Genomic DNA, 26,572 nt, shown 5'->3' on the forward strand with positions numbered 1-26,572 from the left:
GATGTTCTTGTCTTTAATTCCGAGTAAGTTTGTGATAAAATTTAATTGTTCCATATGATTCTTTCTAATGATGGTTTGGTCGCTTTTCATGATAGATCTTATGGGACTTTTTTTCTACACAAAAATAGGCTTCATAATATCCATAGGGGATTTACCCACTACAAATATTATAGAGCCTAAAATAGTCCACCTCAAATTTTTCTGATTATCTTTTCCTTATAAAACTTTGTTTAAATATTTTTAAACATTCTTTTTGTTAAAAAAATCACAAATATTTGAAAATACAGAAAATATATTATATAATTAACCCAAATATATAGCGTGAAAAACGCAAGGAGGATAAAATATGGCAACATTTTACGTTCCAGCAGTTAACCTTATTGGTAAAGGTATGGTAAATGAAGTTGGGCCTTATGTTAAGGAGTTGGGTTACAGTAAGGCTCTTTTGGTGACAGATAAGTTTATCGAATCAAGTGATATCTTGCCAAAAATTTTAAAACCTTTAGATGATGAAGGGATTGCTTACGTTATCTTTAGTGATGTTGAACCCAACCCTACTTGTAAAAATGTTATGGATGGGGTTGCTGCTTTGAAAGAGCACAACTGTGACTTTATCATCTCGGTCGGTGGTGGCTCTCCCCAGGATGCAGCTAGCTGTATTTCTGTAATCGCGACGAATGGTGGTAAACCACAGGATTATGAAGGTTTGCATAAGTCTGCTCAAAAAGGTCTTCCTGTTGTAGCTATCAATACTACTGCAGGTACATCAGCAGAAATTACCATTAACTACGTTATCACTGATGAAGAACGTAAGGTTAAAATGGTAATGGTGGATAAAAACAGTCTTGCCCTTATCTCTGTTAATGACCCTGAATTGATGGTTTCAAAACCTCAAGCTTTGACTGCGGCTACTGGTATGGATGCTCTTACTCACGCCGTTGAAGCTTTGGTAACACCAGGTGCTTATGATGTGACTAAGAAACTTTCTATCGGAGCGATTGAGCTAATCAAAGAATATCTTCCACGTGCAGTAGAAAATGGTCACGATATTGAAGCTCGTGAAGGTATGGTTAATGCTATCTTCCTTGGAGGAATGAGCTTTAACAATGCTGGACTCGGCTATGTTCACTCAATGGCTCACCAATTGGGGGCTGTCTATAACTTACCTCATGGCGTGTGCTGTGCTATGCTTTTGCCAGTCGTTGAGCGTGAAAATGCCAAACGTGTACCTGTAGCCTTCCGTAATGTTGCGAAAGCCTTGGGAATGCAAATTGAAGGAAAATCAGATGAAGAATGTGCTGCTTATGCTATTTCTGAGATTGAAAAACTTTCTGAAACTGTCGGTATTCCTAAGAAATTGACAGAACTTGGTATCGAAGAAAAAGACTTTGACTTTGAATACCTTTCTAAGAATGCCTTGATTGATGCTTGTGCACCAGGTAATCCATTCATGCCAACTTTGGAAGAAACCATTGCTTTCTATAAGGAATTGTTCTAAGGAAAGCTACTTCAGAGCCCTTGTGGGATAGTAAATTTAAGATTCTTACATTATGAATTCCTCCCGATTATTCAAATAATGTATGAGGAAATCAAATACTATTCCTATGATTTAAAGCCAATAATATTTAAGAAGAACTATCCTCGTGATAGTTCTTTTTTGGAAAATTTGATATGCTAGGATTATGAAGAAAATCAAAATCGATGTTGTGATTGTTCCTTTGAGTGGACATTTGTATCCAACTATGAATTTATTACTACCTCTATTAGACAATCCTCAGTATGAGATACGTTTATTTACAGGCCCCCAGAAAAAAACTGTTGCTGAGGCTGCAGGTTTTAATGTTGTTACTATACTTGAAGGTCATATTGAGGAGTTTGAGAAGGCAGCAAATAACTCTGAACAATTAGGAATATTATCGGCCTATCATCAACTTTCTGCTAGTATTGATTTAATTAATTTAGTTTCTGATCAATTAATGAAAGAGTGGCAAAAGAATCGTCCAGATATTGTTATTGCTGATTTTATAACTCTGTCTGGTGGCCTTATAGCTAATCAGCTTGGTATTCCTTGGATCACTACCATGGCTACACAATTTGTTTTAGAGACTACTGATGGCCCACCATGTCTAATTGGTGGAATGGGGAGTCCCAAGAATGCCTGGCAGGCTGCGGTACAATTTTTAGGTAGAAAGGGAACTCGGTTAGTGAAACGGATTGTGTCTTTTTCGTTTCGTGATCGTTTAAAGAGATATAATTTTAGACTCTATAATCAGCTGGACCAAGAGACTATTTATTCTCCATATTCAATCCTTGGTATAGGGATGAAAGAAGTAGAGTTAAAAAAGGGATTCCCAAAACACTATAAATGGGTGGGACCTTCAGGTGCTTCAGTAGAGGCTGGAGAGGATTATCCATTAGATTTATCGGTTTTCCCTAATCGAAAAAAGGTTTTGGTTACTTGTGGGACACAACTGGCATGGGCCAAAGATAATCTAATCTTTCAAGCGAAGCAACTAGCCAAAGCGCATCCTGATTTTCACTTTTTTGTGACTCGTGGAGTTGGTGGAGAACCTTTTCAGTGTGAGAATCTGATGGAGAATCTGTCCCTTGTTTCTTATCTTCCTTACAAAGAATACATTCCTCAGATGGATTATGTGATTCATCATGGTGGAGCTGGAATTTTTTATCAGTGTATCATTTATGGTAAACCAGCTTTGATTTTGCCTCATGACTACGACCAATTTGATTATGCCGTTCGTGGTGTGGAAGCGGGTGTTGCACTGACTGCTAATAAAGAGGATACGAGAGCGATTGGCTTAGCCTTTGAGAAATTAATTGCTAAAGAAGATTGGTCAGAATTAGAAATTTTACGCCAGGCTACACAATCCTATCATCCAACAGAAATTTTGGAAAGCGAAATCCACCGTCTGTTAGCAGATAAGGAGAAAGAATGATGAAAAAAGTATTAGTTACAGGAGCCACTGGTTTCTTGGGTAAATATGTAGTAGAAGAACTAGTAGAGCATGGTTATCAAGTAAGAGCCTTTGGTAGAAATAGTCAGGTAGGGCAATCCTTGGAAGACTCTTCTGTCAGTTTTTTTCAGGGGGATTTGACCAAAGCTAATGATGTGCTAGAGGCTTGCAAGGGGATGGATCTGGTTGTTCATGCGGGAGCCCTGTCAACAGTTTGGGGTCCTTGGGAAGATTTTTATCAGGCTAATGTTTTAGGAACTAAATATGTTCTCGAAGCATGTCGTCAAGTAGGTATGCAGCGCTTAGTCTATGTATCTTCGCCAAGTATCTATGCTGCACCTAAGGATCAGTTGGCTATCAAAGAAAATGATGCTCCAGAGGAAAATAATCTCAATAATTATATACGTAGTAAATTGGCTTCGGAGAGACTCTTTAAAGATTATCCAGATGTTCCTAGTATTATCTTGAGGCCTCGGGGACTGTTTGGGATTGGAGATACCAGCATCTTGCCACGGGTGATCAATCTTAGTCAAAAAATTGGTATTCCCTTAATTGGAGATGGGCGTCAGCTCATGGACATGACTTGCGTGGAAAATGTTGCTCTCGCAATTCGTTTAGCCTTAGAAGTCCCAGAAGCAAAAGGTGAGGTCTATAACATTACTAATGGCGAACCGAGGGCTTTTAGGGATTTGCTAGAGGAAAGTTTGAAAGGTTTGGGTTACCAAATCAAATATAGAAAAATTCCAGCATCTCTATTAGCAGGAATTGCAAGTAGTTTAGAGTTTCTTTACAAGTTCTTGAATCTGAAAGGGGAACCGCCTTTAACCCGATATACCTATTATCTACTTCGTTATAGTCAAACTCTAGATATTAGCAAGGCTGAGAGGGAATTGGGGTATCGTCCTAAAATTAGTATTTCAGAAGGGATTGAACAATATGTCCAAGATTATCGAAAGCATTGAGTATTTCCCAGCGGGATATTGTACGAGTTATGCCGGTTTGCTCTTTAAAGGTGTCAAGAATAGAAAGATGACCTTCCCTGCAGGAGTTTTCCTTATCAAGCATAGGGATATAGGTTATTTGCTCTATGATACGGGCTATCACTACGATATTAAGACAAAACTAAGATATGCTTTATATCGCTTGGGGACGCCCGTTCAAATGACAGAGCAGGATCAGATTTCGCATTTGCTGAAGGCTAAAGGAATCAAGCCAGAAGAAATTAATTATGTCCTGCTGTCTCATCTACATCCAGATCATTTAGGAGGGGCTAGCTTCTTTCCGAACGCAACCTTTATTCTAACCCAGGAAGTGTATGATGTTTACAAGAAACCAAAACTAAAAGATTTAATTTTTAAAGAATTTTTGCCGAGTGACTTCGAGGAAAGATTGACAGTCATCAAGGCAGATCAGCAAAACTCCAACTTTTCTTATCGTTCCACCAAGGATCTTTTTGGAGATGGAAGTATCCTGGTAGCTTCTATTGATGGGCATGCTAAGGGGCAAGCCTGTCTCTTTATTCCAGATTATCATCTCTTTATCGCAGCGGATCTTTGTTGGGGAATTGACCTCTTACCCTATACAAAGCAGATGCATCTGATTCCTTCCTTGGTTCAAGATAGTAAGGCTGACTATATCAAAGGAACAGAGTTGCTGGAAGAGGTGTTAAATGATGGTATAGAAGCGCTTGTCAGCCATGACCCTATAGAAAGGATTGAGCGGATTTTGTATGAAAAAAATAACCTTTCTTAAAACTTTTATCCAGACTCGTTGGCTTCATAATTTTAAGTCTCGAGAAGCCTTAGAAAGCTATCAGAAAAAGCAACTAGATGCCTATATGGAATTTCTAAAACGTGAATCACCTTATTTTAAAAATGGTGTGCCTCACGACTTTGACCATATGGATAAAGCTTTTATGATGACGCATTTCAATGAGCTCAATACTCAAGGAGTGGATCGAGATGAGGCCTTGGCTTTGGCTATCGAAAGTGAAAAGACCAGGAATTTTACAGAGCTCAAGGGAGAAATAGCTGTTGGGTTGTCTTCTGGGACATCTGGACACCGGGGACTCTTTATCACAACTGAAAAAGAGAGAAGTATGTGGGCAGCAGCTATCTTGGCAAAGATGTTGCCTAAAGGTCACCTTTTGGGGCACCGCATAGCCTTTTTCCTCAGAGCGGATAATGAACTCTATCAGACCATCAATACGGCGCTTATTCGTTTAGAGTACTTTGATATTTTCAAGAATACTGATGAGCATATCGAGCGCCTCAACAATTATCAACCGACCATTGTGGTGGCGCCTGCTTCGATGTTGATTGAATTGAGCAAGCGTCTAAAAGCTGGAGAGTTAGTCATTCGCCCACAAAAAATCGTTTCAGTAGCTGAAATCTTGGAAGATAGTGATAGGAAACGGATCGCAGAAGCCTTTTCACTACCAGTTATTGACCAGGTCTATCAAGCCACAGAAGGTTTTCTAGCTTGTACGTGCTCAGCTGGGAATCTGCATCTTAATGAAGACATCATCTTTGTGGAAAAGCACTACTTGGACGACCGACGTTTTTATCCAGTCATTACTGATTTTAAGCGGAGCAGTCAGCCTGTTTATCGCTATCAGCTCAACGATATCTTGGTTGAAAATCCTGAACCTTGTTCATGTGGGTCTTATTATACAAGGATTGATAAGGTTGAAGGTCGCTCTGATGACATCTTCTACTTTGAAGGGCTGGATGGAGGTCAGGTCACGATTTATCCTGACTTTATCAGGCGTTGCATTCTCTTTGTGGAAAATGTCGGAGATTACCAAGTTAAACAGCATTCTGAAAAGTTAGTAGAAGTTTGTCTGAGTCGAAGGGATGAGCAATTGGAAACAGCAATTACAGAGCAGTTCCAACTCCTGGCTCAACAAAAAGAGTTTAAAGTACCTGAAATTCGATTTTCAGATTATCACTGGGATACAAGTCGTAAGCTCAAACGTATCCAACGTTTATGAAAGGACAAAAGATTATGACAGAAGTGAAAAGACATGTAGAAATTGCAGGCTATGGAGCTTACCTTCCAAAAAATACAGTGCAATTTAAAGACCAAACCCGTTACCGTGTCGTAGAAAATGAAGAAACACAGCTAGATTTGGCAGAAGCGGCTATCCAACGTGCACTTGAAAATGCAAACTTAAGTATTAAAGACATTGATTGCCTTGTATCAGCTAGCGCGGTAGGTGTTCAGCCTATTCCATGTACGGCAGCTTTGATCCATGAGCGCGTGGCAAAAGGGCTCTCTATACCAGCTATGGATATCAACACGACTTGTACAAGTTTCATATCTGCTTTATCAACGATGTCACATTTGATTGAAGCAGGAGAATATCGTCGTGTCTTAATTGTTTCCAGTGAAGTCGGTAGCTTGGGTCTCAATCCAAAGCAAAAAGAAAGTTATGAACTCTTTGGTGATGGGGCGGCAGCCTTTATTTTCCAAGCAAGTGACAAGGATAAGGGAGTGATAGCAAGCCTTCAACGCACTTGGTCAGAGGGAGCCCACGATACTGAAATCCGTGGAGGTCTGACTTCTTATCAACCAAAAGAGTACTCTGAAGAAACGAAGACCAATTTCATGTTTGATATGAAAGGGAAGAAGATCCTCTTGCTTTCTGCTCGTGTCATTCCAGAAATGTTTCAAGAATTCCAAGAGAAATCAGGTATTTCTAAAGATGCTGTAGACTATATTATTCCACACCAAGCTAGCCGAGCATTACCACTTGTTATGGATAAACTAGGAGTTAGTAAAGACAAGTATCTCAATATTGTCAGTGAGTATGGAAATATGGTTTCCGTTGCGGTACCTTTTGGCTTGGCCTATGCACTCGATCATGGCTATGTGAAGGAAGGAGATACCATCTTCTTGATGGGAACTGCAGCTGGTATGACGGTCAATATGTTGGCTTTGAAATTGTAAAACGAGAGCAGGCACATATAAGTGGCCTGCTTTTTAAATTAATTTTAAACGTAGAACTATCGGCCTATACAGAAAAAGCTTGATAAGTTTTATGAAACTAAGTATACTAGAAGGTAATAAGCGTTTTCAGATAGTATATGAGGGAGTATACTTAGAAGTTGAGAGGGAGATATGGGGACTAGAAAATTTCGACTATTGATGTCCAAGTATGGCTTTAGTATTGCGATTATCCTGATAGAATTATTTGTTATTTTTGGAATTATTCTTTACATGAGCCAGATTGCTCCACTTGTTTGGGTCATTCTTGTGTTTCTGATCAGCATAGCAACCGTTATAGCGATTGTCAATCGTTCCATGTCGCCAGAGAGCAAGGTGACTTGGTTGATTGTTACTTTTGTCCCTGTTTTTGGTCCCTTGCTTTATATCATGTTTGGTGAGCGTCGGTTATCAAAAAAGGAATTTAAACAATTACAGGAACTTCGTTCTATCGCATCTCATGAAAAGGGCGAACATAGTCTTCATCAAGATATACAGGAAACTGATAAATCTGCTTACGGAATTATCAATGCCTTATTGCATATGGACAGTAATGCAGAAGTTTATGATCAGACAGACTCACAATTCTTTGCAAATGGTGAGAAAATGTGGCAACAGATGCTGGAGGATCTAAAGAGAGCTAAAAAATTTATTTTTCTAGAATACTACATTGTCGAAGAGGGATTGATGTGGGATAGCATTCTTGAGATTCTGGAAGAAAAGGCAGCTCAGGGAGTTGAGGTCAAGATGCTCTACGACGATATTGGTTGTATGGTGACCTTGCCGGGAGATTATACGGTTCATTTGCGGTCTAAAGGGATCGATGCTCATAAGTTTAATAAGGTGATTCCTCGTATGACGGTGGCCTATAATAACCGTGACCACCGAAAAATATTAGTCATTGATGGGCAGATTTCCTATACTGGCGGGATTAATCTTGCAGACGAATACATCAATCAGATTGAACGTTTTGGACATTGGAAGGATAGTGGAATTCGTATCGATGGTCCGGCGACTCAAGCCTTTACAAGACTATTTCTCATGAACTGGTATATCAACCGTGGAGAAATCAGTGACTTTGATCAGTATCATTTGGAAAATCAGACACGACCAGGTGGCGGTCTATGTATTCCATATGGTAGTGGGCCAAAACCAATCTACCAGATGAAGGTGGGTAAAATCGTCTATCAAAATCTGATTAATCAAGCGGAAGATTTTGTCTATATCACCACGCCTTATCTCATTATTGATTATGATTTGACAGAGGATATCAAAAATGCGGCTATGCGAGGCGTAGATGTGAGAATTATAACTCCATTTATCCCAGATAAAAAGCTCATCCAGTTAGTAACTCGAGGGTCTTATCCTAATCTTTTGTCTGCTGGTGTACGTATCTACGAGTATACTCCTGGTTTTATCCATAGTAAGCAAATGATTGTTGATGATCGATTTGCGGTTGTTGGAACCATAAATCTTGATTATCGCAGCTTGGTTCACCACTATGAAAATGCAGTTTTATTGTACGAAACACCGTCTATTGCAGCTATTCGTAAGGACTTTGAAGAGATTTTTGAAGTATCGCAAGAAATTTTTCCTGGAACAATCAAGCCTACTTGGTATCAAACATTAATCAAAGAAGTAGCTCAGTTATTCGCCCCTATGCTTTAATTGAAAGAGCTAGTTCATCTGTATAATTAGAGAAAGAGAAGGTTTGCCGTCTCTTTTTCTGTAAGCAGTTTCCTTGACATCTTGTTTATTTTGCGTTATCATATGTCCATATAATATATGGGAGTCTGTGTACAGTCTGAGAGGAAGTGTTAAACTTCGACCGCACCTGATCTGGGTAATGCCAGCGTAGGGAACGAATACTTAGCCTAATTTTGCACCTTTTTCATATATGAAAGAGGTTTTTCTTTTTTTACAAAGAAAAACTGTAACTTAGAAGGAGGTTTTAATGAAAGCAAGCATTGCTTTACAAATCTTACCCCTGTCACAAGGGATTGACCGCATAGCCCTTATCGATCAAGTCATTGCTTACCTGCAAGCTCAAGGAGTTACCATGGTAGTGACCCCCTTTGAAACGGTCTTAGAGGGAGACTTTGAACAACTCATGCGCATTCTCAAAGAAGCGCTAGAAGTGGCAGGTCAAGGGGCAGATAATGTTTTTGCCAATGTGAAAATAAATGTAGGAGAGATTTTAAGTATCGATGAGAAACTTGAAAAATATAATGAGACGACATATTAGTCTGCTAGGATTTTTGGGTGTCTTATCTCTTTGGCAGGTAGCGGGTTTGTTAAAACTCTTACCAAAGTTTATCTTGCCGACACCTCTTGAAATTCTTCAGTCTTTTGTTCGTGATAGAGAATTTCTTTGGTACCATAGTTGGGCAACTTTGAGAGTAGCTTTGCTCGGTTTGGTCTTGGGTGTCTTGATAGCCTGTATCATGGCTGTCCTTATGGATAGTTTGGGTTGGCTCAATGACTTGATTTACCCTATGATGGTAGTTGTCCAGACCATACCAACCATTGCCATAGCCCCTATACTGGTCTTGTGGCTAGGTTACGGAATCTTGCCCAAGATTGTCTTGATTATCTTGACGACAACCTTCCCTATCATCGTCAGCATTTTGGATGGATTTAGGCATTGTGACAAGGACATGCTGACCTTATTTAGTTTGATGCGCGCCAATCCTTGGCAAATCCTTTGGCATTTTAAAATCCCTGTCAGCCTACCTTACTTTTATGCAGGACTCAGGGTTAGTGTCTCCTACGCCTTTATCACAACAGTGGTATCTGAGTGGTTGGGAGGCTTTGAAGGCCTAGGTGTCTACATGATTCAGTCCAAGAAACTGTTTCAGTATGATACCATGTTTGCCATTATTATTCTGGTATCGCTGATCAGCCTTTTGGGTATGAAGTTGGTTGATATTAGTGAAAAATATGTGATTAAATGGAAACGTACTTAAAGAGCGTTTTGGAAAAAGAAAAGAGGAAATAAAAATGAAGAAAACATGGAAAGTGTTTTTTACGATTGTAACAGCTTTTGTAGCTATTTTGCTTGTGGCCTGCGGCCAAGGAACTGCTTCTAAGGATAACAAAGAAGCAGAACTCAAAAAAATTGACTTTATCCTAGATTGGACACCAAATACTAACCACACAGGGCTTTATGTTGCCAAAGAAAAAGGCTATTTTAAAGAAGCTGGAGTGGATGTTGACTTGAAATTGCCACCTGAAGAAAGCTCTTCTGACTTGGTTATCAATGGTAAGGCGCCATTTGCAGTGTACTTCCAAGACTATATGGCTAAGAAATTGGAAAAAGGAGCAGGTATTACAGCAGTTGCAGCTATCGTTGAGCACAACACATCAGGGATCATCTCTCGTAAGTCTGACAACATTAACAGTCCTAAAGACTTGGTTGGTAAGAAATATGGAACTTGGAATGACCCAACTGAGCTTGCTATGCTGAAAACCTTGGTAGAATCTCAGGGTGGAGACTTTGAGAAGGTCGAAAAAGTACCAAACAACGACTCAAACTCAATCACACCGATTGCCAATGGCGTTTTTGATGCTGCCTGGATTTATTATGGTTGGGATGGGATTCTTGCCAAATCTCAAGGTGTGGACGCTAACTTCATGTACTTGAAAGATTATGTCAAGGAGTTTGACTACTACTCACCAGTTATCATTGCAAACAACGATTATCTGAAAGACAACAAAGAAGAAGCTCGCAAAGTCATTCAAGCCATCAAAAAAGGTTACCAATACGCTATGGAGCACCCAGAAGAAGCTGCAGATATCCTCATCAAGAATGCACCTGAGCTCAAGGATAAACGTGACTTTGTCATCGAATCTCAGAAATACTTGTCAAAAGAATACGCAAGCGACAAGGACAAATGGGGACAATTTGATGCTGACCGTTGGAATTCCTTCTACAAATGGGATAAGGAAAATGGAATCCTCAAGGAAGACTTGACTGACAAAGGTTTCACTAATGAATTTGTAAAATAATGACAGAAATTAGACTAGAACACGTAAGCTATGCCTACGATGATGAAAAGATCTTAGAGGATATTAACCTGCAAGTGACTTCAGGTGAAGTGGTTTCTATCCTAGGCCCCAGTGGTGTAGGAAAGACTACCCTCTTTAACCTGATTGCGGGGATTTTAGAAGTCCAGTCTGGGCGAATCATTCTTGATGGAGAGGAAAATCCTAAGGGGCGCGTGAGCTATATGCTACAAAAGGATCTGCTCCTAGAGCACAAGACTGTGCTAGGAAATATCATCTTGCCCCTCTTGATCCAAAAGGTGGATAAGGCAGAAGCCATTGCCCGTGCAGATGAAATCCTTGCTACCTTTCAGTTGACGGCTGTACGGGATAAGTATCCTCATGAGCTTAGTGGTGGGATGCGCCAGCGTGTGGCCTTACTCCGCACTTACCTTTTTGGGCACAAGCTCTTTCTTTTAGATGAGGCCTTTAGTGCCTTGGATGAGATGACCAAAATGGAACTTCATGCCTGGTATCTTGATATTCATAAACAGCTAGGCCTGACGACACTCATCATTACGCATAGTATAGAGGAAGCCCTTAACCTTAGCGACCGTATCTATATCTTGAAAAATCGCCCTGGGCAGATTGTTTCAGAAATTAAACTAGATTGGTCTGAAGACGAGGACAAGGAAGTCCAAAAAATTGCCTACAAACGTCAAATCTTGGCAGAATTAGGCTTAGATAAGTAGAAAGATAGGGAGTTGGTGAGGATTATTCATTACCAGCCCCTTTTTCTTTTAAAAATGAAAAAATTTCGGTATAATAGTCAAAGATAGTCAAGGTTTAAAGAGAGGTGGGTTTGTTATGAGACTTAAAAATACATCAGATCATATTGAGGCCTACATCAAGGCAATTTTAGATCAATCTGGTATTGTGGAGTTGCAACGGAGTCAGTTGGCAGATACTTTCCAGGTTGTTCCTAGTCAGATTAACTATGTGATTAAGACTCGTTTTACAGAAAGCAGGGGATACTTGGTTGAAAGTAAGCGTGGTGGTGGTGGCTACATTCGTATAGGACGGATTGAATTCTCAAACCACCATGAAATGCTCCGCGATTTACTGTATTCGGTGGGCGAAGAAGTCAGCCTAGTTATCTTTGAAGATGTTTTAAGACTCTTGTTTGAACAGGATTTAGTGACTCGTCAGGAGATGAATCTATTACTAGCGATGGCGACAGATCGGGTTTTAGGTGAGGATGCCAATCTTATCCGTGCCAATATGCTCCGACAGTTATTACAAGAGGTAGATAGAAAAGGAAAATAGAACTAAATGAAATATTCAAAAGCATTGAAAGAATGTATAGACAGTGCCTTTCTGGTCGCAAGTCATTTTGGGGCAGAATACCTAGAGTCTTGGCACCTATTGATTGCTATGGCCAATCATAGTTACAGTGTAGCTGGGGCGACTTTAAATGAATTTCCCTATGAGATTGATCGTCTGGAGGAAGTTGCTGTAGAGCTGACTGAAACAAAGTATAGCGATAAGGAAAATTATCAGGAGTTGCCTTTTTCACACCGTTTGAAGGTATTGTTGTTGGAAGCAGAGCATGTAGCTTCTGTTGTGCATGCCAAGGTTTTAGGAACAGAGCACGTGCTTTATGCTATCTTACATGATGGCAATGCCTTAGCTACTCGCATTCTAGAAAAAGCGGGATTTTCTTACGAAGATCAGAAGGATCAGGTCAAGATTGCTGGACTTCGTCGTAGTCTTGAAGCGCGTGCTGGTTGGACTAGAGAAGATTTGAAGGCCCTTCGCCAGCGTCATCGTACGGTAGCGGATAAGCAAAATTCTATGGCTAATATGATGGGCATGCCTCAGACACCAAGTGGAGGTTTGGAAGATTATACGCATGACCTTACGGAGCAAGCTCGCTCAGGTAAATTGGAACCAGTCATCGGGCGTGACCAAGAAATCTCTCGTATGATTCAAATTCTGAGTCGTAAAACTAAAAACAATCCTGTCCTGGTTGGAGATGCGGGTGTGGGTAAAACAGCTTTGGCACTTGGTCTTGCGCAACGTATTGCCAACGGAGATGTACCAACTGAGATGGCTAAAATGCGAGTTTTAGAGCTTGATTTGATGAATGTGGTTGCGGGAACTCGTTTCCGTGGTGACTTTGAAGAACGTATGAACAACATCATCAAAGATATTGAGGAAGATGGCAAGGTCATCCTCTTTATCGATGAGCTGCATACCATTATGGGTTCAGGAAGTGGGATTGATTCGACCTTGGATGCGGCCAATATCCTAAAACCTGCCTTGGCGCGTGGAACTCTGAGAACTGTCGGTGCGACTACTCAGGAAGAGTATCAAAAGCACATCGAAAAAGACGCAGCCCTTTCTCGTCGCTTTGCAAAGGTGATGATTGAGGAGCCAAGTTTAGCAGATAGTATGGCTATTTTGCAGGGCTTGAAAGCAACTTATGAGAAACACCACCATGTCCAAATTACAGACGATGCAGTCGAAACAGCTGTCAAAATGGCACATCGTTATTTGACGAGTCGTCATTTACCAGACTCAGCAATCGATCTTTTGGATGAAGCGGCAGCAACAGTGCAAAATAAATCGAAACACGCTAAACAAGAAGAGTCAGGTTTAACACCAGCTGATAAGGCCTTGATGGATGGAAAATGGAAGCAAGCAGCTCAACTCATTGCAAAAGAGCAGGAAGTACCTGTTTATAAAGATGTAGTAGAAGAATCTGATATTTTGACCACCTTGAGTCGCTTATCAGGAATTCCTGTTCAAAAATTGACACAAACGGATGCCAAGAAGTATCTCAACCTTGAAGCTGAACTGCATAAACGTGTGATCGGACAGGAACAGGCTGTATCTAGTATCAGTCGTGCTATTCGCCGTAATCAATCTGGTATTCGTAGTCATAAACGTCCAATCGGATCCTTCATGTTCCTAGGACCAACAGGTGTTGGTAAGACCGAATTGGCTAAGGCTTTGGCAGAAGTCCTCTTTGATGACGAATCAGCCCTTATCCGTTTTGACATGAGTGAGTATATGGAGAAATTTGCAGCTAGCCGTCTCAACGGAGCTCCTCCAGGTTATGTGGGTTACGAAGAAGGTGGAGAGTTGACCGAGAAGGTTCGCAATAAACCGTACTCAGTACTTCTCTTTGACGAGGTAGAAAAGGCGCACCCAGACATCTTTAATGTACTCTTACAGGTTTTGGATGATGGTGTCTTGACAGATAGTAAAGGTCGCAAGGTTGATTTCTCAAACACCATTATTATCATGACGTCAAACCTTGGTGCAACAGCCCTTCGTGATGATAAAACAGTTGGATTTGGAGCTAAGGATATTCGTTTTGACCAAGAAAATATGGAAAAACGTATGTTTGAGGAGCTGAAAAAGGCTTATCGTCCAGAGTTTATCAACCGTATTGATGAGAAGGTAGTCTTCCATAGCTTGTCAAGTCAAGATATGCAGGAAGTAGTTAAGATTATGGTCAAACCATTGATTGCAAGCCTAGCAGAAAAAGGAATTGACTTGAAACTCCAAGCATCTGCCCTTAAACTTCTAGCTCAGCAAGGCTATGATCCAGAGATGGGGGCTCGTCCACTTCGTAGAACTTTGCAAACGGAAGTAGAAGACAAGCTAGCAGAGCTTCTCCTTAAAGGTGAATTGGAAGCTGGCAAGACTCTGAAAATTGGTGTCAAAGCTGGTCAATTAAAATTTGAAATTGTTTAAAATTGTGAGGTTGGAACAGATTGTTTCAGCCTCTTTTTTGAAAAGTTGTTGCCCAAATAGCTACTTGGAGTGTGCATTTATTTTAAGGCTTTCAAAACAGAATGCTACTGATCAGGTTTTGCATATCAAGTAAAAAAAATCTTATCATGCAGCAATGTTTTTATAAAAAATAATAAAAAAGTCTTGACAAACAGAACAAGACAGAGTATAATGCAAAATATAAAAGTTTATAAAAAGGTTAAACAGATATGAAAAAGAGTATAGCGGTTGTTTTTGGCACCTTTGCTCCCTTACATCAAGGGCATATTGATTTAATCCAAAGAGCAAAACGTCAATGCGATGCTGTATGGGTGGTAGTTTCAGGTTATAAGGGAGATCGTGGTGAACAGGTGGGACTTACACTACAAAAGAGATTTCGCTATATTCGTGAAGCTTTTCGAGATGATGAGTTGACCTATGTTTGTAAACTTGACGAAAGCAATATTCCACGCTATCCGATGGGCTGGCAGGAGTGGTTGGATCAGATGTTACAGGCCATTTCCTATGACCAGACTAGTGAGGAGCTTATCTTTTTTGTAGGAGAGTCCGAATACCAACAAGAATTGTCAGAACGTGGTTTTGAGACTGTTCTACAGGAAAGAAAATTTGGAATTTCGGCTACCATGATTCGAGAAAACCCAAGTAGATATTGGAAATATATCGCTCAACCCTTCCGCCGTCAGTTTACGAAAAAAGTGTTGATTATGGGAAGTGCTAGTAATGGTAAAACAACTCTAGCCAAGGATTTAGCTCGCTTCTATGATGCGCCAGTCAGTCTGGAATATGCTCGTGAGTATCAGATAAAAAATAATGTCCGAGATGATGAGCTTACTCCAAAAGACTATTATTACCTTCTATTGGGGCAATATGACCAAACTTCCAAGTTAATCGATAGCAATGCCAATCGAGGCTTGGTCATTGCAGACACCAACTCATTGGTAACCAAGGGCTACTACGATTACTACATGGAAACTGAAGAGCAGGGGGACTTGTCCGTAGAAACATTTGATAATCTATTCGTTTCCATCTTAGCCAAGGAAAAGTGGGATTTAATCCTCTTTGTGCAACCTGTTGGCTCTTATGTTAATGATGGTTTTCGAGACATGACCATGGCAGAAGACCATATCCGTCATAGTTTTTCTCAGCATTTGGATATGATGAGGGAGCAATATCTGGCTACTATCCCTCATGTTTATCTAGCTGATGACTATCTAGGAAATTATGAAGCAGCAAAAGTAGCTATCGATGCCATTTACCAAGCAGATTAGGAGAAGAAAATGAAAAAAATAACTGAAAAAATCACTCGATTTATCGCAAACTTTAAAAATGTTCACGCAGAAGCTCGTAAAATTGGTTTTGCAGGAGTAATGAGTTTGCTTTGGAAAGACCTCTTTGTGGGACGCAGTCTTTTCCAGTGGCTCTATTTGATTGCTTTATCAAGTGTCCCTCTTATTCTGGAGTTTACACAAAACACGGAAAGTCATGATTGGGTTGGTCTTTTGGCCTCTTGGACAGGGATTGTCTGCGTTATCTTGGTAGCTGAAGGTCGGGCAAGTAACTACCTTTTTGGTGCTATTAACTCTGCTATCTACTTGGTATTAGCCATGGATGCCACTTTCTATGGTGAAGTATTGACCACAGTTTATTTCTTTGTGATGCAGCCTATTGGTCTTTATACTTGGTTATCTAATCGGATCAATGAGCAAGGAAAACCAGAGGAGTCTCACTTTGAAGCTAAGAAACTTGGCCTGATTGATTGGCTCAAATATTTGGCTTTGACAGCCATCATCTGGATTGGTATGGGCTTTGCCTACCAAAGTATCCATAGCGCTCGTCCTTTCCGTGACAGTGTTACGGATGCAACCAATGGTGTTGGTCAGCTCTTGATGACACGTCTTTACCGTGAGCAATGGATTTTCTGGATTGCAACCAATCTCTTTAGTATTTACCTCTGGTGGGGTGAAAATATCCATATCCAAGGTATGTACTGGGTTTATACCATCAATAGTTTAGTCGGTTGGTACCAATGGACAAAAGCTGTCAAGGAGGGATAAGATGACTGAAAGGATAATCCCGGCTGGAATGACAGAAAGAGAATATTTTGAGATTCATGCGACTGAGAAGGAATTTTTAGACTGGTACTGCAAACAGGATCTTCCTCAGTATGAAAAACCGAGCGTGACGGTGGATATGGTAGCTTATTGCTTTGTGGAAGGGAAAATCAAACTCTTGCTGATTCGTCGCAAGGCCCATCCTTATCAAAACTGTTTGGCTTTGGTCGGTGGTTTTATGGATAAGAGTGAAGATGCAAGGCATGCTTGCCAGCGTGAGGTGCGAGAGGAGGTTAACCTCGACCTTCCTTTGGAAAAAATCGAACAGTTGATGACAGTGTCTACCCCAGGTCGTGATCCGCGGGGCTGGACGGTTACTATCGCCCACTTGGTGTATCTACCTAGTCGAGCACTCGAACTCGTTCAAGCTGGAGATGATGCTAAGGATGTAGTTTTTGTCGATGTTGATTTTCAGACGGGCAAGTGCTTCCTAGAGGGACTAGAGTTGGAGGAGCACGCCTTCGCCTTTGACCATTATGCCATTATCCAAGAGTCTATTAAACGAATCCAAGGGCGTCTTGACTGGAATCCGACCTTCCTCTATCTGCTAGAGGAGGAGTTCACTGTCTATGAAGGGACCGAATTAGTCAATCTCATCAACCCAGGACGACCAATCGTCAGCAATAACTTTCTCGTAAAATACGGTGAGTATGTAGAAGAAGTTGGGCTCAAACGAGTGCCTAAAAAGAAACCAAGAAAAACCTATCGATTGAAATAAAAAGCTTTGGGACAGAAATCGATAGACCAAGTCTCGATTTCCTAGTCTCAGTCCTGAGAAGTTTCAACAAATCCGATGGCTAGTTGAAGCTTGAGAATAGAGAAAATAAAGTTTGCGTCACAAGCCAAGTCAGCTATCGTGTCAAAGGTTTATTATTCATAAAAAAGCGAGGTCGGGATTCTTCCCGGCCTCTTTTTGTTGTTATTTTTTGTTTAAGGATGTTTATCTTTTTTAGGATTACTCATAAAACGAATGAATAAATCTTTGTATTTATATTTTAAATAATGTTCGTGTAAGTACATTAGAGCCACATAAACAATCATGAAGATTGTGGTTAAGTAGAACAAATCAAATGTTGTTTGAGCGTAATGAGTAGCAACTCCATAAGAAGAGAATGCACCAATAATCAACCAAGGAAGATATGTGTAATATTTGCTTGACATAGGCCTACACCTCCAATATCCTATTTCAATTTTATTATAGTCCTTTAAGAAAAAAATGCAAGCGATTACACTTTAAAATATAGCACTTTATCAGGAAGAACTTTTGTGTTTTTTTTAAATTATTTACGAATAAAAGATATAGGAGGAGTAAGAAAACAAATGTACTAAAAAATAATTCTAAAAAATTTTAGATAAATAGTTGACAGATTTAAAAACAAATATTACAATAATGTTACAAAAATATTTCTTAACATTTCAAAAATGTTACAAAGGAGCATAAAATGAAAAATAAAACTTCTATCAAATTAATGGCCGCAACTGTACTTGCTTCAACATTGTTATTGGGGGCTTGTGGTAATAAGAAAGAAAACACCACAAGTGATAGTTCTAGCAAGACAACACAAGCATCTTCTAGTTCTAAGGCCAGTTCTTCAAGTCAAGAGAACAAGACTCAGAAATCCTCAAGTTCAACTTCATCAGAAAAAGCTAAATCATCATCTTCTGATCAGTCAACGACTACTGCTAATCAATCGCAAGCAACACCAGCACCAGAAACAAAACAAAATCAAGAACCTTCTGCTAAGCAAACCCCTTCTCAAGCTCCATCCAATCAACAAGGAACACAAGAAAAACAGAATCAGTCAGCTTATGATCCAGCAACTGATCGCAAACTTCAAGACAAGCAGGCAGAACATAACAAACGTTATAAAGGTGTCTTGACTATGGTGGACAAAGATTTTTCAGCTGCAGCTGGGAATTGGAAGGGTGCGAATGGTGAAACTATCACTGTCTCATCAGGCGGTCAATTTACAGTAGAATCTGCTGATGGCAAGAAAGAAAACTACTCTATTCAAAGCTATTCTTATACCCTTGATGATGGGAAATACAATGCTGAAGTAGGTGGTGGAAAAGTCATCCAAATTACAACAGGTGCAGATGGTACTGTTTCAAGTGTTACTTTGATTAAGCCATAGACTTCAGTACTGAAATAATTTGTTTAAAAATAGTTTAGTTGATGAGTACCTACAGCATTTGAAGTTGATAAGACGTCATAAATGAACTCCAGAGATGAGACTAACTTTGAAGTATATCTAATCATGTCTACCTGAACTAACCGTTTTTCACTTAGTTTCTTTTAGAGAAAGTGGTATAATGAAAAAATCAAAGGGAAACGAGTGATGAATCAATGTCAGATAAATTAATTTTACCTCAAAATACACGACTCATGGGATTGTTCCTTGGCTTTATCGGTGGTTCTTTGGATGTGTTCTGTCATATCCAGTACCATAGTTTGGTGGCAACACAGACAGGGAACATTCTCCTACTGATATCAGATTGGCACGATTCACATGTCACCAATACCATGTTGAGATTCTGTTCTATTATATTCTTTTCCCTAGGCTTTCTTTTCGCCTTGTACATGAAAGAATATCGCAAAACAGCCTATTGGCGGGTTAAGATGCTACTTCCCTTATTTATCGGTACCCTTGTTCTTCCCTTCTTTTCCCGCTTTCCTCTATTAGAAGTTCCTTTTATTGCTTTTGGAACTGGAATGATGATGCTAACATTTACGGGTAGTTTGATTGAAGATCATCCCTATGTCATTTTTATGACCTCTGGAAATTACCGAAAGATGTTGACTGCTTTGTATCGTATCGTTAGAGGAGAAGGAGATGTTCAAGAATATCGTCGTCAAGCCTTGAACTATGGCATTGTTGTAGGCAGTTTCGTAGTGGGCGCTATTAGCTTGGCTGTATCTATGCATTTTTTCCATGAATGGTCTATTTGGATTGTCAGCTTCAATTTGTTTGTGATCATGTCCTACTATATTGCTAGAGTGAAGCAGCTAGATTTGCAAGATGAAAATATATAAAAAAGGGCAAATCTCAATTTGAGATTTGCCCTTTTTTATACGTTTATGCTTTATCTAATTGCAATAGGGCCTCTATCTCTGCAAGTGTGCTTGCTTGTGAGATAGCTCCACGGAGTTTAGCTGCACCAGATGTTCCACGGAGGTAGTGAGGAGCGAGTCCACGGAATTCACGGACCGCAACCTTTTCTCCCTTGAGGTTGATTAAGCGTTTCAAATGCTCGTAGGCGATGTTCATCTTATCTTCAAAGGTTAAATCAGGAAGGATTTCTCCAGTTTCAAAGTAGTGATTGATTTGATTGAAGAGGTAAGGATTCCCCATAGCTGCGCGTCCAATCATAACGGCATCAGCACCGACTTCTTCGATGCGTTGTTTGGCTTCTTGGACAGTGCGAATGTCACCGTTAGCGATAAATGGAATTTTTGTCAGAGCTTGTGCAACCTTGTGAAGGGTCTCCAAATCTGCGTGACCAGTGTACATTTGTTCACGAGTACGACCGTGCATAGCAAGTGCAGAGACACCTGCAGCCTCAGCGGCGAGAGCATTTTCCACAGCTAGAGATGGATCAGACCAGCCCGTACGCATTTTGACAGTAAGTGGGATATCAAGGACAGATTGGACCTTGTTAATGATAGAGTAGATCTTGTCTGGATCCTTGAGCCACATAGCGCCAGCTTCGTTTTTGACGATTTTGTTAACTGGACAGCCCATGTTGATATCAACGATATCGGTCTTGGTGTTTTCTTGGATGAATTCTGCTGCGCGTGCTAGGCTGTCTTCATCACTACCAAATAGTTGGATAGAGACTGGGTTTTCTCCTTCATCGATATGAAGCATGTGAAGAGTCTTTTCGTTGTTGTATTGGATTCCCTTGTCAGAGACCATTTCCATGACAACGAGTCCAGCTCCAAGTTCTTTTGCGATAGTACGGAAGGCGGAGTTGGTCACGCCGGCCATAGGTGCTAAAACGGTACGATTGGGAATCTCAACATTGCCAATCATAAAAGGTGTATTAAGATTTGTCATGAATGAGTTCCTCCAGGTCGTTTTCATCAAAATTATAAGTAGTTTGGCAGAATTGACAAGTGATTTCTGCCCCGTGGTCTTCGTCCTTCATTTGCTGCAAGTCTGAGCTTGGAAGACTAGAAAGAGCCTTCATAAAGCGTTCTTTGCTACAGTCACATTGGAAACGAATCTCTTCTTCAGACAAGCGTTTGTATGGTTCGTCACCATAGATGGCTTTAAGAAGAGATTCGATATGGTCTTCACTCTCGAGAAGGGTTGAAATGGCAGGCATTTCTTGGATGCGTTTTTCAAAACGAGCAATCTCTTCTTCCTTGGCTCCTGGTAAGACTTGGACAAGGAAACCGCCTGCGACTTTGACCTTGTCTTCTTCGTCCAAAAGGACATTTAGACCAACTGCTGACGGCGTTTGTTGGCTTTCAGTCAGATAAAAGGCAAGGTCTTCTCCGATTTCCCCAGAGATGAGGGGAGTCATAGAGTTATAAGGATTCCCAGTACCATAGTCTGTGATAACGAGGAATTGACCATTTCCAACAAAAGGTCCGACTAGAACTTCACCAGTTGCAGTCTTTTTGATGTCAACACCAGGATTTTGAACGTAACCTTTGACATTCCCCTTGGTATCTGCGACAGTGATAATGGCACCGAGTGAGCTAGAACCTAGCACTTTTACTGTTAGTTTGGTATTTCCTTTTTCATTGGCTGCGAGAATCTGGCTGGCAATAAGGGTGCGACCAAGTGCTACAGTTGAGCTAGCTTGGGTTTGATGTTTTTCTTGAGCAGTGCGGACGGTTTCAGTGCTATCAAGAACATAAGCACGAAAAGCCCCGCTTTCTGATATAGTTTTAATAATTTTATCCATAGCTATTATTTTAGCATAAAAATGCCCAAAGGGGGAGTGGGGTGTCTACTATCGTTTTAAAGTGATTTATTTACATCAGTGAAATTATGAAGAAAGAACTAAAATAAGCTAAAATCAACTTCCAAAAAATGGTAAACAGTTGAAAATAGAGGGAATAAAGTGGTAAAATGGGAACAAGAAAAAATAGTAATTGTTTGTGGGAAAATTGACGGAAATTTACAGAAAAGAAATCGATCATGGATAGAAAGAAACCATTATATATTTTTTTAGGGCAAACGGTCCTGTATTTTATTGTTTTACTGGGTTTGCTTTATTTCTTTAGTTATCTTGGTCAAGGTCAGGGTGGCTTTATCTACAATGAATTTTAACTTTAAGGAGAAAACGAACTGTGTCTAATAAACCGATAAAAGATATGATTGAAGCGATTGAGTACTTCGCCCAAACTCAGCCTAGCTTTCCAGTCTATAATGTTCTTGGTGAGGAACGTACCTATGGTGATTTGAAGGCTGATTCGGATAGTTTGGCTGCAACCATCGATCAACTAGATTTACCTGAAAAATCTCCTGTAGTCGTTTTTGGTGGTCAGGAGTATGAGATGTTAGTTACCTTTGTAGCTCTGACTAAGTCAGGTCATGCCTACATTCCAATTGACAGTCATTCGGCCTTGGAGCGAGTTTCAGCTATTTTAGAAGTGGCAGAGCCAAGTTTGATTATTGCCATCTCAGACTTTCCATTAGAGCAGGTCTCTACACCAATGATGAATCTAGCTCAGGTTCATGAAACCTTTGCTCAAGGGAATAGCTATGAGATGACGCATCCGGTCAAGGGGGATGATAACTACTACATCATCTTTACTTCAGGGACAACTGGAAAACCAAAAGGGGTGCAAATTTCGCATGATAATTTGCTCAGCTTTACCAACTGGATGATTACGGACAAGGAATTTGCGACGCCAGAGCGTCCACAAATGTTGGCGCAACCGCCCTATTCTTTTGACTTGTCTGTCATGTATTGGGCACCGACCTTGGCTCTTGGAGGAACGCTTTTTGCCCTCCCATCAGCCATTACTCAAGACTTCAAACAACTCTTTGCAACTATCTTTTCTCTTCCGATTGCTATTTGGACTTCGACACCATCTTTTGCAGATATGGCCATGTTATCTGAAGATTTCAATGCTGAAAAGATGCCAGGGATCACTCATTTCTACTTTGATGGGGAAGAGTTGACCGTGAAAACCGCTCAGAAATTGCGCGAGCGTTTCCCGAATGCACGCATTATCAATGCTTACGGTCCAACGGAAGCAACAGTTGCTTTGTCAGCAGTCGCTATTACAGATGAGATGTTGGCAACCCTGAAACGTTTACCAATTGGCTACACCAAAGAAGATTCTCCAACCTTTATCATTGATGAGGAAGGGAATAAATTGCCAAACGGAGAGCAAGGGGAGATCATCGTATCTGGTCCAGCTGTTTCAAAAGGCTACATGAACAATTCTGAAAAAACAGCTGAAGCCTTCTTCGAATTTGAAGGTCTGCCAGCCTATCATACGGGAGATGTCGGAACAATGACAGATGAAGGTCTCCTTCTCTATGGTGGACGGATGGACTTCCAGATCAAGTTTAACGGTTACCGCATTGAGCTAGAGGATGTTTCTCAAAACTTGAACAAATCCAAGTACGTTGAATCTGCTGTTGCAGTTCCACGTTACAACAAAGACCACAAGGTTCAAAACCTCTTGGCCTATGTTATCTTAAAAGATGGTGTCAAAGAACAATTTGAGCGCGACATCGATATCACGAAAGCGATCAAGGAAGACTTGGAAGATATTATGATGTCTTACATGATGCCGTCTAAGTTCCTTTACAGAAAGGAATTGCCACTAACTCCAAATGGCAAGATTGACATTAAAGGCTTAATCAATGAGGTAAATAATAGATGATGGAGCTTCTCAAACAGCTTCCTCATATTAAGCCCTATGGAAATCTACAGTACTTTGTCTACGTGATTACCGCTACCTTGCCCATCTTTATCGGTCTTTTTTTCAAAAAACGTTTTGGCTGGTATGAAATATTGGTTAGTCTCTTCTTTATAGTCACTATGTTGACGGGAGGCAAGACCAATCAATTAGCTGCCTTAGGAATCTATCTAATTTGGCAAATGGTACTGGTTCTTTTTTACAAGCAGTATCGAAAAGTCCGAGACGGCAAATGGATTTTCTATCTCGTTAGTCTGTTGTCGTTACTTCCCATCATCTTTGTCAAGGTGCAGCCTGCTATCAATGGAACGCAGTCTTTGCTTGGATTTTTGGGAATTTCTTATTTGACATTTCGTTCGGTAGGAATCATCATCGAACTTCGAGATGGAGTCATTAAGGATTTGAAGATGTGGGAGTATTTGCGTTTTCTTCTCTTTATGCCGACATTTTCAAGTGGTCCTATTGATCGTTTCAAACGTTTTAATGAAAATTATAAGACGATACCAGAGCGCGATGAGTTGCTAGATATGCTAGCTGAGTCAGTTCGATATATCATGTGGGGATTTCTGTATAAATTTATCCTAGCTCATATTTTAGGCGAGATTTTATTACCACCGCTAAAGAATTTAGCTTTACAAACAGGTGGCGTCTTTAACTATTATGTAGTGGCCATCATGTACACATTTGGTTTGGAGCTCTTCTTTGACTTTGCAGGTTACTCTATGTTTGCTCTAGCTATTTCAAATCTGATGGGGATTCGTAGTCCGATCAACTTCAACAAACCCTTTTTATCAAGGGATTTGAAGGAGTTTTGGAATCGCTGGCACATGAGTTTATCCTTCTGGTTCCGTGATTTTGTCTTTATGCGCATGGTCATGGTGATGACGAGAAAGAAGCTCTTTAAGAATCGAAATGTGACCTCAAGTGTCGCCTATATCCTGAACATGCTCCTTATGGGGTTCTGGCATGGGATAACTTGGTTTTACATCGCCTACGGACTCTTTCATGGAGTGGGCTTAGTCATTAATGATGCCTGGGTTCGAAAGAAAAAAACGCTCAATAAAGAACGTAAGAAAGCAGGGCGACCTCCCTTGCCTGAGAATCGCTGGGCTCAGTTGCTTGGCATGGTGATAACCTTCCATGTCGTGATGGTTTCATTCTTAATCTTTTCTGGATTTTTGAATGATTTATGGTTTAAAAAATAAAAGGAATTAAAAAATGGATATCAAATCAGAAGTTATTGAAATTATTGATGAATTATTTATGGAAGATGTATCTGACATGATGGATGAGGATCTTTTTGACGCAGGTGTCTTGGATAGTATGGGAACAGTTGAATTGATCGTGGAAATCGAAAATCGCTTTGATATTCGTGTCCCAGTTACAGAATTTGGTCGTGACGACTGGAATACAGCTAATAAAATCGTAGCAGGGATTACGGAGTTAAAGAATGCTTAAACGCCTGTGGTTAATCTTCGGGCCCATTCTTATTGCAGGTTTATTGGTTCTTCTACTCATTTTTTTCTACCCTAGTAGTAAGAGTCATAATCTAATGGAGGAAAAATACTCTGCAGCCTCTATAAGTGCAGAAAGTTTCAAAGAGAGAAGACAAAAAGTGAGAGCTCTCACGGATCCTAATATACGTTTTATACCCTTTTTGGGTTCGAGTGAATGGATTCGTTTTGATAGTATGCATCCAGCAGTACTAGCTGAAAAGTATAATCGCCCCTATCGTCCTTATTTTATGGGGCAGGCAGGAGCAGCTTCTCTTAGTCAATACTTTGGGCTGCAACAAATCACATCTGAGCTTGAAAACAAACAAGCGGTATTTGTAATCTCTCCACAGTGGTTTACAAAAGAGGATCATGACCCAACTATTTTTCAAACCTATTTTAACAATGATCAGTTGACTGCCTTTTTAGAGAATCAATCTGGGGATGCAGCCTCTCAATATGCGGCTAATAGACTCTTAAAGCAAAATCCAAGAGTTCCGATGAAGAGGATTGTTGAGAAGCTGGCTAAGAATGAACAATTGTCAGATTTTGATCAAACGGTGGTTAATCTCTCTGCTGAGTTCAATGAAAGACAAGCTGCCCTTTTTGGTCAGTTCTCCATTCGGGGCCGATTAAAGTATAAAGATCATATTGAAAAATATTTGAGCAGTCTCCCAGAGCATTTTTCGTATGAAGAATTGGAAAATATTGCACGTAAGGATGCAGAAGAAAATACGACCAATAATGATTTGGGGATGGATAACCACTTTTACAATACTCAACTAAAGAAAGATTTAAAAAAGTGGGAAGGGTATCAAAAAAATTACAACTTTCTCCAGTCAAGTGAGTACAATGATTTGCAGTTAGTGCTCGATCAATTTGCTAAATCTAAGGTGAATGTGCTCTTTGTCTTTCAACCTGTCAATAAAAAATGGATGAATTATACAGGCTTGAGTGAGGAGATGTATAAACACGCAATTGAAAAAATTCGTTACCAGTTGGAGAGTCAAGGCTTTACCAATATCGCTGACTTTTCAAAAAACGGTGGAGATCCCTACTTTGTTAAGGACACGATTCATATCGGTTGGTTAGGCTGGTTAGCATTTGATAAGGTTGTAAATCCCTTTTTGAGCAATCCAACAACAGCGCCTAATTACCAAATGAATGATCGTTTCTTTAGTCAAGATTGGGCAACCTATGATGGAAATATCCAAGATTTTCAATAATATAGAAAAAGAGTTTGAACTTTTTGTTCAGACTTTTTTTATGAAATGTTGGATAGGTTACCTTCAAAAAGGTTAAAAGTTTTAAAATGATGCTAAATAGCGT

At 40.1% G+C, this 26,572-nt stretch carries 26 protein-coding genes; 23 read left to right on the forward strand and 3 right to left on the reverse strand.

The annotated features are described in order from the left end of the window. Positions 1-346 precede the first annotated feature (346 nt). The 16 genes from HMPREF1116_RS09420 to HMPREF1116_RS09495 all read left to right on the forward strand — a co-directional run bounded on the left by HMPREF1116_RS09420 (position 347) and on the right by HMPREF1116_RS09495 (position 17,576). Positions 347-1,498 carry an iron-containing alcohol dehydrogenase gene (locus tag HMPREF1116_RS09420; protein ID WP_000190386.1) on the forward strand — a complete coding sequence of 384 codons (1,152 nt, stop codon included), beginning with the start codon at positions 347-349 and terminating at the stop codon, positions 1,496-1,498. A gap of 184 nt (positions 1,499-1,682) precedes the next feature. Beyond that, positions 1,683-2,954, forward strand: coding sequence for a nucleotide disphospho-sugar-binding domain-containing protein (locus tag HMPREF1116_RS09425; protein WP_000721287.1), 1,272 nt, complete (start codon positions 1,683-1,685; stop codon positions 2,952-2,954). After that, entirely contained in the window at positions 2,954-3,934 is a 981-nt protein-coding gene (locus HMPREF1116_RS09430; RefSeq protein WP_025171299.1) for an NAD-dependent epimerase/dehydratase family protein, read from the forward strand. The genes HMPREF1116_RS09425 and HMPREF1116_RS09430 overlap by 1 nt, the downstream gene beginning before the upstream one ends. Continuing rightward, a complete protein-coding gene (locus HMPREF1116_RS09435) occupies positions 3,909-4,724 on the forward strand; it encodes an MBL fold metallo-hydrolase (RefSeq protein ID WP_000034638.1) in 816 nt (271 codons plus the stop codon). Before HMPREF1116_RS09430 ends, HMPREF1116_RS09435 begins: the two co-directional genes overlap by 26 nt. Continuing rightward, complete coding sequence (locus tag HMPREF1116_RS09440) at positions 4,702-5,964, forward strand: F390 synthetase-related protein (protein ID WP_000724371.1); 1,263 nt, start codon at positions 4,702-4,704, stop codon at positions 5,962-5,964. Before HMPREF1116_RS09435 ends, HMPREF1116_RS09440 begins: the two co-directional genes overlap by 23 nt. A gap of 14 nt (positions 5,965-5,978) precedes the next feature. Then, positions 5,979-6,923: a 3-oxoacyl-[acyl-carrier-protein] synthase III C-terminal domain-containing protein gene (locus HMPREF1116_RS09445; RefSeq protein WP_000141188.1), complete on the forward strand. Its 945-nt coding sequence runs from the start codon at positions 5,979-5,981 to the stop codon at positions 6,921-6,923. A gap of 171 nt (positions 6,924-7,094) precedes the next feature. Beyond that, complete coding sequence (cls, locus tag HMPREF1116_RS09450; RefSeq protein WP_000537232.1) at positions 7,095-8,627, forward strand: cardiolipin synthase; 1,533 nt, start codon at positions 7,095-7,097, stop codon at positions 8,625-8,627. A 286-nt stretch (positions 8,628-8,913) separates the two neighbouring features. Then, positions 8,914-9,204, forward strand: a complete 291-nt coding sequence (locus HMPREF1116_RS09455; RefSeq protein ID WP_000647654.1) for a thiamine-binding protein — start codon at positions 8,914-8,916, stop codon at positions 9,202-9,204. Next, on the forward strand, positions 9,167-9,925 hold the full coding sequence (locus HMPREF1116_RS09460) for an ABC transporter permease (protein ID WP_007555765.1): 759 nt from the start codon (positions 9,167-9,169) through the stop codon (positions 9,923-9,925). Before HMPREF1116_RS09455 ends, HMPREF1116_RS09460 begins: the two co-directional genes overlap by 38 nt. Positions 9,926-9,959: 34 nt before the next feature. Continuing rightward, the gene (locus HMPREF1116_RS09465) at positions 9,960-10,967 is read left to right on the forward strand and encodes an ABC transporter substrate-binding protein (protein WP_000754525.1); all 1,008 of its coding nucleotides are present in this window, start codon (positions 9,960-9,962) and stop codon (positions 10,965-10,967) included. After that, entirely contained in the window at positions 10,967-11,695 is a 729-nt protein-coding gene (locus HMPREF1116_RS09470) for an ABC transporter ATP-binding protein (protein ID WP_000136196.1), read from the forward strand. The genes HMPREF1116_RS09465 and HMPREF1116_RS09470 overlap by 1 nt, the downstream gene beginning before the upstream one ends. A 115-nt stretch (positions 11,696-11,810) precedes the next feature. Continuing rightward, on the forward strand, positions 11,811-12,269 hold the full coding sequence (locus HMPREF1116_RS09475) for a CtsR family transcriptional regulator (RefSeq protein ID WP_001237459.1): 459 nt from the start codon (positions 11,811-11,813) through the stop codon (positions 12,267-12,269). Positions 12,270-12,275: 6 nt separating this feature from the next. Continuing rightward, positions 12,276-14,708, forward strand: coding sequence for an ATP-dependent Clp protease ATP-binding subunit (locus HMPREF1116_RS09480; protein WP_000877639.1), 2,433 nt, complete (start codon positions 12,276-12,278; stop codon positions 14,706-14,708). Between the two features lie 248 nt (positions 14,709-14,956). After that, the gene (locus HMPREF1116_RS09485; RefSeq protein WP_000748153.1) at positions 14,957-16,015 is read left to right on the forward strand and encodes an AAA family ATPase; all 1,059 of its coding nucleotides are present in this window, start codon (positions 14,957-14,959) and stop codon (positions 16,013-16,015) included. A gap of 9 nt (positions 16,016-16,024) precedes the next feature. Beyond that, complete coding sequence (gene pnuC, locus HMPREF1116_RS09490; protein WP_000724356.1) at positions 16,025-16,801, forward strand: nicotinamide riboside transporter PnuC; 777 nt, start codon at positions 16,025-16,027, stop codon at positions 16,799-16,801. Position 16,802: 1 nt separating this feature from the next. Next, positions 16,803-17,576 (forward strand): NUDIX domain-containing protein, encoded by a 774-nt coding sequence (locus tag HMPREF1116_RS09495; protein ID WP_000140040.1) that lies wholly within the window; start codon positions 16,803-16,805, stop codon positions 17,574-17,576. A 212-nt stretch (positions 17,577-17,788) separates the two neighbouring features. Here HMPREF1116_RS09495 and HMPREF1116_RS09500 read toward each other — a convergent pair whose 3' ends face one another. Further along, positions 17,789-18,019 (reverse strand): hypothetical protein, encoded by a 231-nt coding sequence (locus HMPREF1116_RS09500; RefSeq protein ID WP_000096276.1) that lies wholly within the window; start codon positions 18,017-18,019, stop codon positions 17,789-17,791. A gap of 281 nt (positions 18,020-18,300) precedes the next feature. Here HMPREF1116_RS09500 and HMPREF1116_RS09505 point away from each other — a divergent pair, with 281 nt between their 5' ends. Together HMPREF1116_RS09505 and HMPREF1116_RS0102390 are read left to right on the forward strand one after the other, a co-directional pair. After that, entirely contained in the window at positions 18,301-18,993 is a 693-nt protein-coding gene (locus HMPREF1116_RS09505; protein WP_000792405.1) for a hypothetical protein, read from the forward strand. Positions 18,994-19,205: 212 nt separating this feature from the next. Next, positions 19,206-19,892 carry a YoaK family protein gene (locus HMPREF1116_RS0102390; protein WP_001280921.1) on the forward strand — a complete coding sequence of 229 codons (687 nt, stop codon included), beginning with the start codon at positions 19,206-19,208 and terminating at the stop codon, positions 19,890-19,892. Positions 19,893-19,935: 43 nt separating this feature from the next. Here HMPREF1116_RS0102390 and dusB read toward each other — a convergent pair whose 3' ends face one another. Then, a complete protein-coding gene (gene dusB / locus HMPREF1116_RS09510; protein ID WP_000183319.1) occupies positions 19,936-20,916 on the reverse strand; it encodes a tRNA dihydrouridine synthase DusB in 981 nt (326 codons plus the stop codon). Beyond that, positions 20,903-21,775 (reverse strand): Hsp33 family molecular chaperone HslO, encoded by an 873-nt coding sequence (gene hslO / locus HMPREF1116_RS09515; protein ID WP_000357869.1) that lies wholly within the window; start codon positions 21,773-21,775, stop codon positions 20,903-20,905. The genes dusB and hslO overlap by 14 nt, the downstream gene beginning before the upstream one ends. A 236-nt stretch (positions 21,776-22,011) precedes the next feature. Here hslO and HMPREF1116_RS09520 point away from each other — a divergent pair, with 236 nt between their 5' ends. Genes HMPREF1116_RS09520 through dltD form a run of 5 tightly spaced genes read left to right on the forward strand, consistent with a single transcriptional unit; the run spans position 22,012 to position 26,469 of the window. Beyond that, entirely contained in the window at positions 22,012-22,143 is a 132-nt protein-coding gene (locus HMPREF1116_RS09520; RefSeq protein WP_000375187.1) for a teichoic acid D-Ala incorporation-associated protein DltX, read from the forward strand. A 20-nt stretch (positions 22,144-22,163) separates the two neighbouring features. Further along, on the forward strand, positions 22,164-23,714 hold the full coding sequence (dltA, locus tag HMPREF1116_RS09525) for a D-alanine--poly(phosphoribitol) ligase subunit DltA (protein WP_007555757.1): 1,551 nt from the start codon (positions 22,164-22,166) through the stop codon (positions 23,712-23,714). After that, positions 23,711-24,955, forward strand: a complete 1,245-nt coding sequence (dltB, locus tag HMPREF1116_RS09530; RefSeq protein WP_000970313.1) for a D-alanyl-lipoteichoic acid biosynthesis protein DltB — start codon at positions 23,711-23,713, stop codon at positions 24,953-24,955. Before dltA ends, dltB begins: the two co-directional genes overlap by 4 nt. Positions 24,956-24,968: 13 nt before the next feature. Further along, a complete protein-coding gene (gene dltC / locus HMPREF1116_RS09535) occupies positions 24,969-25,208 on the forward strand; it encodes a D-alanine--poly(phosphoribitol) ligase subunit DltC (protein WP_000351968.1) in 240 nt (79 codons plus the stop codon). Then, positions 25,201-26,469 carry a D-alanyl-lipoteichoic acid biosynthesis protein DltD gene (gene dltD / locus HMPREF1116_RS09540; protein ID WP_000919845.1) on the forward strand — a complete coding sequence of 423 codons (1,269 nt, stop codon included), beginning with the start codon at positions 25,201-25,203 and terminating at the stop codon, positions 26,467-26,469. Before dltC ends, dltD begins: the two co-directional genes overlap by 8 nt. Positions 26,470-26,572: the final 103 nt, after the last annotated feature.

This window comes from Streptococcus sp. SK140 (assembly GCF_000259525.1).
Taxonomy (GTDB): Bacteria; Bacillota; Bacilli; order Lactobacillales; family Streptococcaceae; genus Streptococcus.